Raw genomic sequence first — 11,899 nt, 5'->3', positions numbered from 1 at the left:
CTATGAGCCAGCACCGATCGTGCAGATAACAGCGGTCATTGTGGGAGCGGGCATGCCCGCGAAGCAGGCAACGCGGTGGCTGGCACCGGCAGTGCCGGTGTTCGCGGGGCAAGCCCGCTCCCACAGGTGCCGATGCATCCGAATTACAGAGGAAAGTGAGTGTTCATGGACAAGTCCAGATTCCGCAAGTACAGCCTCGGCCTGGCCGTGGCCCTGGTCGCCGGCATCAGCCTGTACGCCATCCAGGCGCCGGCCAAGCCACCGCAATACATCACCGCCACCGTCGAGCGTGGCGATATCGAGAACGCGGTGCTGGCCAGCGGCATGCTCGAAGGCATCAAGCAGGTGGATGTCGGTGCCCAGGTGTCTGGCCAGCTGAAGTCGCTGAAGGTCAAGCTTGGCGACAAGGTCAGCCAGGGCCAGTGGCTGGCTGAGATCGACCCTTTGGTGCTGCGCAATACCCTGCGTCAGGCCGAGGTCGATGAGGAAAAACTGCAGGCCGAGCGGCGTTCGACCATGGCCCAGCTCAAGCAGGCCCGGCGCGTGTATGAACGCTACCGCGAGCTGCAGGCGGATGAATCGGTGTCGCGCCAGGACTTCGAGAATGCCGAGTCGGAATACGAAGTGCAGCAGGCTGCCGTGCGCTCGCTGGATGCGCAGATCCAGAGCGCCCGGGTAGAAATCGATACCGCCAAGGTCAACCTGGGCTATACCCGCATCAACGCGCCGATCACCGGCCATGTGGTGGGCATCGTCACCCAGGAAGGGCAGACCGTGATCGCCAACCAGCTGGCACCGGTGCTGCTCAAGCTGGCCAACCTCGACACGATGACGGTGAAGGCGCAGGTGTCGGAAGCGGATGTGATCCACATCACCCCTGGCCAGGCGGTGTATTTCACCATCCTTGGCGAAGACAAGCGTTACTACGCCAAGCTGCGCGGTACCGAGCCCGCACCGCAGAACTACGCGCAAAGCAGCGACAAGAACGAAGCCAGCAGCGGCAAGCCCAGCGGCGCGGTGTTCTACAACGCCTTGTTCGAAGTGCCAAACCCCGACCACCGCCTGCGTATTTCAATGACTGCCCAGGTGCATATCGTGCTCGACACCGCCCAGGCCGTACTCACCGTGCCGGTTGCCGCGCTGGGGGCGCGCAATGGCGATGGCAGTTTCCCGGTGCGTGTGCTGGATGCGAAGGGCTTCGCCCAGGTGCGCAACGTGCAGGCGGGCATCAACAACAACGTCAAGGTGCAGATCAAGGACGGCCTGGCCGAAGGCGACCGGGTGGTGATTGGTGAGCCGGTGTCTGGCGAAACGGGGGCGTGAGCATGAACATGAATGTGCAGCCAAGCGCAGACATGGCGGTTACCGGCGTGCGTAACGAGCCATTGCTGCGCTTGCAGGGGGTGACACGCAGCTTTCAGGCCGGTGACCGCGAATTCCTGGCATTGAAAGGCATCGACCTGCAGATCGACAGCGGCGAACTGGTGGCGATCATCGGCGCTTCCGGGTCGGGCAAGTCGACCCTGATGAACATCCTTGGCTGCCTGGACAACGCCAGCAGCGGCAGCTACCAGGTCGGTGGCCAGGAAACCTGCGAACTGGACGATGACGCCCTGGCGGCGTTGCGCCGCGACCACTTCGGCTTCATTTTCCAGCGCTACCACCTGCTGCCGCACCTGGATGCCCTGCACAACGTCGAGATCCCGGCGGTGTATGCCGGTACGCCCCAGGGCCAGCGCCATGTGCGCGCGCGCGAGTTGCTGACCCGGCTAGGCCTGCAAAGCCACCTGGAGCACCGCCCCAGCCAACTGTCGGGCGGCCAGCAGCAGCGGGTGAGCATCTGCCGGGCATTGATGAACGGTGGCCAGGTGATCCTTGCCGATGAACCGACCGGTGCCCTCGACACCGCCAGCGGCAAGGAGGTGATGAACATCCTGCTGGAACTGCACGCGGCCGGGCACACGGTGATCCTGGTGACCCACGACCCCAAGGTGGCCGCGCATGCCGAACGCATCATCGAGGTCAGTGACGGGCAGATCGTCAGCGATCGGCGCAATGCCGCACTGCCCGCGCCTGCCGCGACGCCGCAAGCGGCGCCCCAGGCTCAAGCTACGCGCCGCGTGCTGGTTAGCCTGGGCATGTTCCGCGAGGCGTTCAAGATGGCCTGGATCGCGCTGATTTCGCATCGCATGCGCACCTTGCTGACCATGCTCGGGATCGTCATTGGCATCACTTCGGTGGTGTCCATCTCGGCGATAGGCGAAGGTGCCAAGGGCTATGTGCTCAAGGACATCCAGGCCATTGGTAGCAATACCATCGACATCTATTCCGGCAGCAACTTCGGTGACAGCCGGGCCAAGACCATCGAAACCCTGGTACCTGCCGATGTCGCGGCACTGAACGAGTTGTACTACGTCGACAGCGCCACCCCGGTGATCGGCCAGAGTACGCTGGTGCGTTACCGCAACCTGGATGTGGACGTTCAGCTCAACGGCGTCAGCGAGCATTACTTCCAAGTCCGTAACATCCCGCTGGCAGCTGGCATCGTGTTCAGCGCCGACGACGCGCGCCGCCAGGCGCAGGTGGTGGTGATCGACCACAACACGCGCAAGCGCCTCTTCAGCCCGAGCATCGACCCGTTGGGGCAGGTGATCCTGGTTGGCAACCTGCCGTGCACGGTGATTGGGGTAACGGCGGAAAACAAGAATCTGTTCGTCGCCGGCAACCAGCTGAACATCTGGGTGCCCTACGAAACCGCAGCCGGGCGGGTGCTGGGGCAACGGCACCTGGACAGCATCAGCGTACGCATCAAGGACGGTGTGCCGAGCAAACGGGTGGAGGAAGAGGTGACCCGGGTGATGCTGCAACGCCATGGCACGAAGGATTTTTTCACCAACAACCTCGACAGCATCATGCAGACCGTGCAGAAGACCAGCCGCTCGCTGACACTGTTGCTGTCGCTGATTGCGGTGATTTCGCTGGTGGTGGGTGGCATTGGGGTGATGAACATCATGCTGGTGTCGGTGACCGAGCGCACCCGCGAAATCGGCATTCGCATGGCGGTGGGGGCGCGGCAATCGGACATTCGCCAGCAGTTCCTGGTGGAGGCGGTGATGGTGTGCCTGTTTGGCGGGCTGGTGGGGATCGGCTTGTCGTATGGGGTGGGGTATCTGTTCGAGTTGTTCGTCAAACAGTGGGAGATGGTGTTTTCACCAGCGTCGATCGTGATGGCGTTTGCCTGTTCGACGCTGATCGGCGTGGTATTCGGGTTTGTGCCGGCAAGGAACGCGGCGCGGCTGGACCCGATCGAGGCGTTGGCCCGGGATTGAGGCAGACCTGTGCCGGCCTCTTCGCGGGCTCGCCCGCTCCCACAGGTGTATCACAGGTGCTGAAAACTGTGCAGAACCTGTGGGAGCGGGCAAGCCCGCGAAGAGGCCGGCACAGGAAAACGCCAGTCAGCCCTCGGCATACATCCAGCGCATCAACGAATGCCGGCCACTGATGCCCAGCTTGATCGCCGCCCGACGCAGGTAGCTTTCAACGGTGTTCACCTTGAGCGCCAGCCGCTCAGCCTGCTCCGGCGCGGTATGCCCGGCCAGCAACCCCAGGCACACCTGGCGCTCGCGTGCGGAAAGCTTCAGCCCTGACTGCGCCAGCCGCTCGACAAAGCGCTGCTCGAGGTTTTCCTTGGTGTGCCGCTCCGGCCCAGGCTGCAAGGCATCGATGTGTTTCTCCAGCATTGGCAAAAGCAGGGGTGAAATCGCATCCAGGCGGCTACGTTCGAAATTTGAAAAACCATAGGTGGAGTCGGCACGTATTACCTGGATTTCCAGGCGTGCATTGCCTTTGTGGCAGATCCGGTGCAGGCGCGAAGGGTCGCTGAAGTCGCCTTCAGGCTGTGCGTACGAGGAAAACACCGTTTCATCGAGCAGCGACGATTCGCAGGGCATGCCTGGCAACTGGCGGATCTGCGTGGCGTCGATGGAAAGGTGGGCCTGGATCAGGTCGTGCAGCATGCGGGGGAACTGGCGGCTGCCGGTGCTGGCAATGACTTTGCCAATCTGCGGGTAAAGCTGGTTCGAGTTCATCATATCGTCCATGAAGGCCAGTAATGGTGATTCCGCCGCGGTTACGCCAGCCGCATCCTGGGCTTGCGACGGAAAGTGCTTGGTATCCTAGTACAACGAATGAGTGACGGTTAAATGAAGTGGCGATAATGGCATTGTAGTGGCACTTTGCGCGCACGGCTGGCGCAGTGCGGCTTGTCGGGTATGATGCCGCCCTCCATCTTTGTCACGAGGCTTGTTGCAATGTCCCTGAGTGTTGAACAGATCGGCGAATTCCGCACCTTCGCCGAGCAGCTGGCCGATGCTGCCGCCGTGGCGATCAAACCGTACTTCCGTGCCAGCCTGGATGTCGAGGACAAGGGCGGGCGCCTGTACGACCCGGTGACCGTGGCCGACAAGGCGGCTGAAGACGCAATGCGCGAACTGATCCAGGCCCGTTACCCCGAGCACGGCATTCTCGGTGAGGAAGCGGGTGTGGCCGTCGGTAGCAGCCCGCTTACCTGGGTGCTTGACCCGATCGACGGCACCCGTGCCTTCATCACCGGCCTGCCGCTGTGGGGCACGCTGATTGCCCTGAACGACGGCGAACGTCCGGTGGTTGGCGTGATGAACCAGCCGTTCACCGGTGAGCGCTTTGTAGGCACCCCTGAAGGCGCCTGGCGCAGCGGTACGCCGCTGAAAACCCGGGCCTGCGCAAACCTGGCTTCAGCCACGCTGATGTGCACCACGCCTGACATGTTCGACACTGCCGAGCGCAAGGCTGCGTTCGAGGCCGTTGCTGGCCAGGCGCGCTTGATGCGTTATGGCGGTGATTGCTATGCCTATTGCATGCTGGCATCGGGGTTTGTCGACGTGATCGTCGAGGCAAGCCTGCAGCCGTATGACGTGCAGGCGCTGATGCCGATCATCGAAGGGGCGGGCGGGGTGATTACTGCATGGGATGGCAGCAGTGCGCAGAATGGCGGCTGTGTGGTGGCCTGTGGTGACCCGGCGCTGCATGCGCAGGTGGTGGAGATGCTGCGTCACGCCATGTGATCTTGTGTTGCCTGTGCTTGCCGGCTCCCACAGATGGTGATTACTGCGCGGTCTCTGTGGGAGCGGGCGAGCCCGCGAAGAGGCCGGCACTGGTATCCAGAAACTCCAACCACCGCACTTTTTTCATTTTCCGGGCTCTATGCTTGGCCAGGCTGCACTGACTCCCAGCGCAGCCGCCGAATATCGACCCGGTGCCGATGGTTGCAAGCTACCCCCATTTCATCCCCCGCCTGCTGCTGGCAGGCGCCCTCACATGCCTGTGCGCCTGCACCCAGGAGCAGGGGCGCGACATGCTCGACCAGTTCGGCAACGGCAAGCCCGGCGAGCTGTTCCAGACCAGCGTCGACCGCCTGGCTACGTTGTCGATGCGCGACAACCTGCAAAGCCTGTATTTGCTGATGAACAAGCTGTACCTGCGCAACCCCAACCAGTGGAAGATGTCCGGCTATGTCGATGCTGCCACCGCCGAGCGGCAGATCCGCATTGCCATCGAACAGCGCCAATCGCTGCCGCAACTGGGCAACCGCCGCGACCTGGCCGCTTTGAGCTATGCGCTAAGCCCGGAATTCCGCGGTGACCGGGTAGGGGCCTTCATCTATGCCATCGGCAGCATGCTGATTACCGCGCACGGCGGCCGCACAGAGTTCTACATGACCGATACGATCGACCCGCTGTTCATCAACAACGCGGCGCGCAATATCGAAAAGGCCACCTGGATGCTCAGTCAGCGGCAGGATGCCAACGGGGTTCTACTGCTGTTTTCCAACGAAATTTCGGAAGAGGGCAGCAACCTGAGCTTTGCCGTGGAGTTCGGCAAGATCGTGGCGCGCCTGGATTTGTTGGCAGAGTTGCTGGATGAGCGGTATCGGCGGATCGGCCTTAATTATGCGCAAAGCCTGTTGCTGATGAATTTTCTGCCGGTGCAGTGACTTTGGATGTTGCATTGGCCCCCTGTAGGAGCGGCCTTGTGTCGCGAAAGGGGCGCGTAGCGGCCCCCGGGTCGTAGCCATACGACACATTGCCGGGGCTGCTGCGCAGCCCTGTCGCGACGCAAGGCCGCTCCTACAAAGGGGGTCAGTAACGCTTTCAGAGCAGCGCCTGTATTGCCTGTCGATAACGCTGCCCGGCCAGGCTCATGCTGTTGTTATGGCTCGCCCCGGGCACCAGCAGCAAGGTCTTGGGCTGCCGGGCAGCGTCGTACAGTTGCTGGCTGAAACGCGGCGGCACAAAGCGGTCATCCAGCCCATGCACCAGCAGCACGGGCAAGCTGACATCCTTGATCTTGCCCAGCGAGTCGAACTTCTGCGACATCAACCAGCGCACCGGCAACGAAGTGTCGGCCACCGCTGCTGCGACATCGCCCAACGAGGTGAACGTCGATTCCAGTATCAGCCCACGTGCCGGTGCTGCCGTTCCGTTGTTGCGGGCCTCGGCGGCCAGCTCACTGGCCAGCTCCACCGCCACGGCACCGCCCAGCGAATGGCCAAAGATCAAGCGCTTGCCAGCATCGGGCTGCAGCTGTGCAAAGCGCTCCCAGGCTATGCGCGCATCCTCATAGACGGTGGCCTCCGAGGGCAGGCCGCCGCGGCTCTCGCCAAAGCCGCGGTAATCCACAGCCAGTACCGAGTAGCCCATGGCATGCAGTTGCTCGATGCGGAACAGCTGCCCGGTCAGGTTCCAGCGCACGCCATGCAGGTAGAGAATGGCCGGGGCATCGGCACGTTTGGCCGGCCACCACCACGCGTGCAGGCTCTGGTTGGCACTGAAGCTGCGCGGGCGCAGCTCGAGTTCTTGTACATCGCCGGGCAGGCCGCGGAACCAGCTGGCCTGGCCGGGTTCTACGCGGAACACCAGCTCGCGCTCCTTATACTGGAGGACCGCGCAGCTGGTGGGCAGGCCGATGACCAGCAGGGTGGCGCACAGCCAGGCGAGCCAGCGGCGGCGCAGGTGGGTGAGGAGGAGGGTGGGCATGTGGGCTTTTTTAGCAGATGCAGGCAGGTTGATGTGGGAAAGTGGCCGAATGGCGGGGGTGGTTTGATAACAAGTTGTTTCTGGGGGTTATGGGTGGCCTGTGCGGGCCTCTTCGCGGGTGAACCCGCTCCCACAGCTACATCACAGGTTCTGAAAACTGTGCAGGACCTGTGGGAGCGGGTTTACCCGCGAAGAGGGCCGCACAGGAAACCGCAAATCACCGGCCGCCCGACGACTCCAGCAACGGCCTGAACTCATCCAGCAACCAGTCACGCAAGCGCCGGCAGCTGGACTCGTGCTCTTTGTCCTCATTGAAGGCCAGGAAATGGAAGGTGTCCTTGAGCACCAGTTCCTCTTCCACCGGCCTCACCAGCAACCCCTGCGCAACCAGCGGCGCCACCAGGTGGTGCCAGCCCAGCGCCACGCCCTGGTTACCCAGGGCCAGCTGCACCAGCAGGTTATAGTCGTTGGCATTGAAAAAATGCGGCGCGGTATTAGCGCGGCTTTTCAGGTCGACGTCATGGAAGGCCAGCCAAACGTTCCAGTCCACGTGTTCGGCCACCTGCGAGCGGCCGTAGGGGCTCAGGTTCAACAAGGTGCCATCGCGCAGCCCTTGCAGGGTGCGCACTTCCGGGTGCTGCGCCAGATACTGCGGCGTGCACACCGGGTAGATCACATCATGGTTGAGCGGGTGCGAGCTGTAGCCTGCCTGCACCTTGCCCAGCTTGGTGATGTAGATGTCCGGGCGTACCCCCGGCTCCATCGACAGGAAGTTCTGCGTGGTGACCAGGTTGATGTCGATATCCGGGTTCTCGTCGAAGAACCTGGGCATGCGCGGGCCCATCCACAACGCCGCGAACGCCGGCGAACAGCACAGCGTGACCACGTGCTTGGTGTTGGTGTTGCTGCGGATGCGCTCGGCCGCCTGGGAAATGTTGACGAACGACAACTGCACCGCATCGAAAAAGATCGAGCCGGCCACGGTCAGCTCCACCGCCCGCCCCACCCGGGTGAACAACTCGGCGCCCAGGTAGGTCTCCAGCTCACGGATCTGCCGGCTGACGGCGGCCTGCGTCACGCACAGCGCCTCGGCAGCGCGGGTGAAGTTCTGGTACCTGGCGGCGGCCACGAAGACCTTGACCGCGCGCAGCGAGGGCATCTTGATCAGCGTCTGATCGGGTTCGGAGTGTCTGACCATGGGGCGGGGGCGAGGTCCTTCGTCTAGCCAATCGGCTCACTCTAGCCTGTTCCACGCCGGCTGGTAAGTGCGCAGGGGCTCTGCGGCAGGGCCTGGGCGCCGATTGATAACTTCAGGTAATGGTTTGCGTGAAACAAATGTCGTTGGACCCTCTCTGGATCAAGGCCTAACGTTAAACCCACGGCGCGACATTCGAGACATCGAGGTCGAACAATTTTTTGAAGCAGGATTTTCTGCGTGCCGGTTTTGACTCACGTTCGAATTTGAACGGACTGCCAAGCGTACTCGCACTGATCTCTACCCGCCTTATTGAAAGTGCGATGTTGAAAGATTGGTTAATAAGCATAATAAAGAGGGTCGTATGAGCCATGCCGATGAGATTCTTTCGGTAAAAAATATCTTCAAGGTGTTCGGTCCCAACCCGAACATGGCCATGGAGATGCTCCGCAAGGGCGCCGACAAGAACGAAATCTTCAGCAAGACCGGCCACGTCGTCGGCGTGTTCGATGCAAGCTTTTCCGTCAAGCGTGGCGAGATCTTCGTCATCATGGGCCTTTCGGGCTCGGGCAAATCGACCATGGTGCGGTTGTTCAACCGCCTGATCGAACCTACCTCCGGCAGCATTCACCTCAACGGCAAGGAAATTACCGGGCTTTCCGACAAGGCCCTGCTGGACGTGCGCCGCAAGGAAATGGGCATGGTGTTCCAGTCGTTTGCCCTGATGCCGCACATGAGCGTGCTGGAAAATACCGCATTCGGCCTGGAAATCGCCGGCGTACCGGAAGGCGAACGCCACAGCCGTGCCCGTGAGGCGTTGAGCCAGGTGGGCCTGGCCGGCCATGAACACAGCTACCCGCATCAGCTCTCCGGTGGCATGCAGCAGCGTGTGGGCCTGGCCCGGGCGCTGGCCAACGACCCGGCGATCCTGTTGATGGACGAGGCGTTCTCCGCCCTGGACCCGCTGATCCGCAGCGAAATGCAGGGTGAGCTGATCCGCCTGCAGGCTGAGCAGCAGCGCACCATCATCTTCATCTCCCACGACATCGAAGAGGCCATTCGCATCGGGCACCGCATCGCGATCATGGAAGGCGGCCGCGTGGTGCAGATCGGCACCCCGCAAGAGCTGATCAACCAGCCGGCCAATGATTACGTGCGTACCTTCTTCAAGAGCTTCGACAGCTCGCGGGTGCTCAAGGCCGGCGATGTGGCCAGGTTCGACCCTGCGGTGGTGTGCAAGGTCAACGGCAAGGCGCCGAGCTTCCAGGCGGGCGTGCCATTCGGTTACCTGGTCGATGACCGTGGTCAGTTGCTGGGCGTGGTCGACACCGACGCCAGCGGTGCCACTGCCAGTGACCGCTACAGCCTGCATGAGCAGTGCCCGGTGTACACCGATACGCCGCTGCACGAGGTGCTGGGTATTGCGGCCGACTTGCCGTACCCGGTACCGGTACTCGACCGCCAGGGCGCCTTCAAGGGCACGCTGTCGAAGAACGAGCTGCTGCAGACCCTGAGCCGTCACTAAAAACAAGAAGCGCCCGTAGCGTTTACTAGAAGAGGTAAGCCCTCATGTCAGAATTCAGCCTTCTTGACCCGTTCCAGGCGGCCACCATCCCCTTGGGTGACTGGGTCACCGCTACCCTGAACTTCCTGGTGCACAATTTCCGCGAGGTATTCCGCGCCATCCGCTGGCCGATCGACCAGGTACTCAACGGCATCGAGTTCACCCTGCAAAGCATTCCGCCCACCATTGGCATCATCTTGTCGTCGTTGCTGGGCTGGCAGCTGGCAGGCAAGCGCATGGCGTTGCTGTGCTTCGTCACGCTGACATTGCTCGGCCTGATCGGCGTGTGGTCAGAGTCGATGACCACCCTGGCGCTGGTGTTGACCTCGGTGTTCTTCTGCGCGGTCATCGGCATTCCACTGGGCATTCTCTGTGCCCGCAGCAACCGCCTGGAAAGCATCATTCGCCCCTTGCTCGATGCCATGCAGACCCTGCCGGCCTTCGTTTACCTGGTGCCGGTGGTGATGTTGTTCGGCATCGGCAACGTGCCTGGGGTGCTGGTGACCATTGTGTTCGCCTTGCCGCCGCTGGTACGCCTCACCAACCTGGGCATCCGCCAGGTGCCGGAAGACAAGATCGAAGCTGCCCGCGCCTTTGGCTGCACCCCACGGCAGATGCTGACCCGCGTGCAACTGCCGCTGGCCACTTCGACCATCATGGCCGGCCTCAACCAGACCCTGATGCTGTCGCTGTCGATGGTGGTGATCGCCTCGATGATTTCGGTCGGCGGCCTGGGCCAGATGGTGCTGCGCGGTATCGGCCGCCTGGACATGGGCCTGGCCACGGTCGGTGGTGTAGGGCTGGTGCTGCTGGCGATCTTCCTCGACCGCCTGACCCAGGCGATGGGCGCGCGCACCAGTGCCGACCCGAGCCTGCGCTGGTACCACACCGGCCCTGTAGGCGTGGTGCTGCGCCTTTGTGGTGCCGCACAACCGCAAGGGCGGCGCAAGACCGCCTGAGCACAGCAAGACTTTTGAGACGTTCGATCTGCCGCACTTAAAGATAAAAATCAGAAAAAGGTAAGCGACGATGCACGAATCCAAGTTCACCCGCAGCATCCTCAAATGCGCCACGGCGCTGACCCTGGTGGCCGCAGCGCTGGGGGCCCACGCCTCGGCTGAAAAGCCCGGTGACGGCGTAAAGGTAACGCCGATCTTCCCGTCCATCGCTGAAGAGCGCTTCCGTGGCGAAGTGGCCATGGAAGGGCTGCGCGAACTGGGCTACAAGGTTCAGGAGCCGAAGGAGACCGAGTACGGCGTAATGATGGTGGCGCTGGCCAACGGTGACGCCGACTTCACCGTGCACCTGTGGGACAAACTGCACAACCAGTTCTACCAGCAGGCCGGCGGCGACGATGTGATGGTCAAGACCGGCGACATTCTGCCGGGCGTGGCCCAGGGTTACCTGATCGACAAGAAAACCGCCGACCAGTACAACATCAAGTACATCACCGACCTGAAAAAGCCGGAAATCGCCAAACTGTTCGACACCGATGGCGATGGCAAGGCCGACATGACCGGTTGCAACCCGGGCTGGGGCTGCGAACTGGTCATCGCCCACCACATGAAGGCCTACGACCTGGACAAGACCATCACCGTCAACCAGGGCTCGTACTTCGCGCTGATGGCCGACACCATTGCCCGCTACAAGGAAGGCAAGCCGATCTTCTACTTCACCTGGGTGCCGCAGTGGATCGCCAGCGTGCTGGTTGAAGGCAAGGATGTGGTCTGGCTGGAAGTGCCGAAGACCGACCTGCCAGACGGCAAGAACGACGTCGATACCATGTACCACGGCAAGAACCTTGGCTTTGCCATCGACAAGGTGGTGGCCGTGCTGAACAAGGACTTTGCCGAGGAGAACCCGGCGGCGCTGAAGTTCCTGTCGCTGGTGCAGATCAGCACTGACGACGAGAGCAACCAGAACCTGAAGATGCAGCAGGGTGAGAAGAAGCCTGCCGACATCACCCGCCATGCCAAGGAATGGGTAGCAGCGCACCGCCAGCAGTTTGACCAGTGGCTGCAAGCCTCGCGCGATGCGGCGGCCCAGGCCGGTAAGTAACCTGATCCA

At 62.2% G+C, this 11,899-nt stretch carries 10 protein-coding genes; 7 read left to right on the top strand and 3 right to left on the bottom strand.

Going from position 1 to position 11,899, the window contains the following annotated elements:
• Window positions 1-165: 165 nt before the first annotated feature.
• Both macA and ACQKPZ_RS02220 read left to right on the top strand, forming a co-directional pair.
• Window positions 166-1,323, top strand: coding sequence for a macrolide transporter subunit MacA (macA, locus tag ACQKPZ_RS02225; protein WP_403201822.1), 1,158 nt, complete (start codon window positions 166-168; stop codon window positions 1,321-1,323).
• Between the two features lie 8 nt (window positions 1,324-1,331).
• Entirely contained in the window at window positions 1,332-3,329 is a 1,998-nt protein-coding gene (locus ACQKPZ_RS02220; RefSeq protein ID WP_427535430.1) for a MacB family efflux pump subunit, read from the top strand.
• Between the two features lie 126 nt (window positions 3,330-3,455).
• Here the strand turns inward: ACQKPZ_RS02220 and ACQKPZ_RS02215 are convergent, their stop codons facing one another.
• On the bottom strand, window positions 3,456-4,088 hold the full coding sequence (locus tag ACQKPZ_RS02215) for a helix-turn-helix transcriptional regulator (RefSeq protein ID WP_427535283.1): 633 nt from the start codon (window positions 4,086-4,088) through the stop codon (window positions 3,456-3,458).
• 222 nt (window positions 4,089-4,310) lie between these two features.
• Between ACQKPZ_RS02215 and hisN the strand changes: the two genes are divergently transcribed.
• Both hisN and ACQKPZ_RS02205 read left to right on the top strand, forming a co-directional pair.
• Window positions 4,311-5,102 (top strand): histidinol-phosphatase, encoded by a 792-nt coding sequence (gene hisN / locus ACQKPZ_RS02210; protein WP_427535282.1) that lies wholly within the window; start codon window positions 4,311-4,313, stop codon window positions 5,100-5,102.
• 197 nt (window positions 5,103-5,299) lie between these two features.
• Window positions 5,300-6,031 (top strand): hypothetical protein, encoded by a 732-nt coding sequence (locus ACQKPZ_RS02205; protein ID WP_427535281.1) that lies wholly within the window; start codon window positions 5,300-5,302, stop codon window positions 6,029-6,031.
• Window positions 6,032-6,188: 157 nt separating this feature from the next.
• Here the strand turns inward: ACQKPZ_RS02205 and ACQKPZ_RS02200 are convergent, their stop codons facing one another.
• Together ACQKPZ_RS02200 and ACQKPZ_RS02195 are read right to left on the bottom strand one after the other, a co-directional pair.
• On the bottom strand, window positions 6,189-7,073 hold the full coding sequence (locus ACQKPZ_RS02200) for an alpha/beta hydrolase (protein ID WP_427535280.1): 885 nt from the start codon (window positions 7,071-7,073) through the stop codon (window positions 6,189-6,191).
• A gap of 217 nt (window positions 7,074-7,290) precedes the next feature.
• A complete protein-coding gene (locus tag ACQKPZ_RS02195) occupies window positions 7,291-8,271 on the bottom strand; it encodes a LysR family transcriptional regulator (protein ID WP_427535279.1) in 981 nt (326 codons plus the stop codon).
• Window positions 8,272-8,632: 361 nt separating this feature from the next.
• On the opposite strand from ACQKPZ_RS02195, the gene ACQKPZ_RS02190 reads away from it, so the two are divergent.
• The 3 genes from ACQKPZ_RS02190 (at window position 8,633) to proX (ending at window position 11,890) form a co-directional block, all read left to right on the top strand.
• Window positions 8,633-9,793, top strand: a complete 1,161-nt coding sequence (locus ACQKPZ_RS02190; protein ID WP_391125762.1) for a quaternary amine ABC transporter ATP-binding protein — start codon at window positions 8,633-8,635, stop codon at window positions 9,791-9,793.
• A gap of 44 nt (window positions 9,794-9,837) precedes the next feature.
• Window positions 9,838-10,791 (top strand): glycine betaine/L-proline ABC transporter permease ProW, encoded by a 954-nt coding sequence (gene proW / locus ACQKPZ_RS02185; protein WP_403201837.1) that lies wholly within the window; start codon window positions 9,838-9,840, stop codon window positions 10,789-10,791.
• 70 nt (window positions 10,792-10,861) lie between these two features.
• Window positions 10,862-11,890 carry a glycine betaine/L-proline ABC transporter substrate-binding protein ProX gene (gene proX, locus ACQKPZ_RS02180; RefSeq protein ID WP_391125756.1) on the top strand — a complete coding sequence of 343 codons (1,029 nt, stop codon included), beginning with the start codon at window positions 10,862-10,864 and terminating at the stop codon, window positions 11,888-11,890.
• The last annotated feature ends 9 nt before the right edge of the window (window positions 11,891-11,899 follow it).

This window comes from Pseudomonas sp. NPDC089547 (assembly GCF_050280665.1).
Taxonomy (GTDB): Bacteria; Pseudomonadota; Gammaproteobacteria; order Pseudomonadales; family Pseudomonadaceae; genus Aquipseudomonas.
The sequence above is the reverse complement of the archived record's forward strand: the minus strand, read 5'-3'. Positions and strand labels throughout refer to the sequence as shown.

Excerpts from the sequence above, each read along its gene's own strand:
- macA (WP_403201822.1), top strand. The coding sequence starts at position 166 with ATGGACAAGTCCAGATTCCGCAAGTACAGCCTCGGCCTGGCCGTGGCC.
- ACQKPZ_RS02220 (WP_427535430.1), top strand. The coding sequence starts at position 1,332 with ATGAATGTGCAGCCAAGCGCAGACATGGCGGTTACCGGCGTGCGTAAC.
- ACQKPZ_RS02215 (WP_427535283.1), bottom strand. The coding sequence starts at position 4,088 with ATGAACTCGAACCAGCTTTACCCGCAGATTGGCAAAGTCATTGCCAGC.
- hisN (WP_427535282.1), top strand. The coding sequence starts at position 4,311 with ATGTCCCTGAGTGTTGAACAGATCGGCGAATTCCGCACCTTCGCCGAG.
- ACQKPZ_RS02205 (WP_427535281.1), top strand. The coding sequence starts at position 5,300 with ATGGTTGCAAGCTACCCCCATTTCATCCCCCGCCTGCTGCTGGCAGGC.
- ACQKPZ_RS02200 (WP_427535280.1), bottom strand. The coding sequence starts at position 7,073 with ATGCCCACCCTCCTCCTCACCCACCTGCGCCGCCGCTGGCTCGCCTGG.
- ACQKPZ_RS02195 (WP_427535279.1), bottom strand. The coding sequence starts at position 8,271 with ATGGTCAGACACTCCGAACCCGATCAGACGCTGATCAAGATGCCCTCG.
- ACQKPZ_RS02190 (WP_391125762.1), top strand. The coding sequence starts at position 8,633 with ATGAGCCATGCCGATGAGATTCTTTCGGTAAAAAATATCTTCAAGGTG.
- proW (WP_403201837.1), top strand. The coding sequence starts at position 9,838 with ATGTCAGAATTCAGCCTTCTTGACCCGTTCCAGGCGGCCACCATCCCC.
- proX (WP_391125756.1), top strand. The coding sequence starts at position 10,862 with ATGCACGAATCCAAGTTCACCCGCAGCATCCTCAAATGCGCCACGGCG.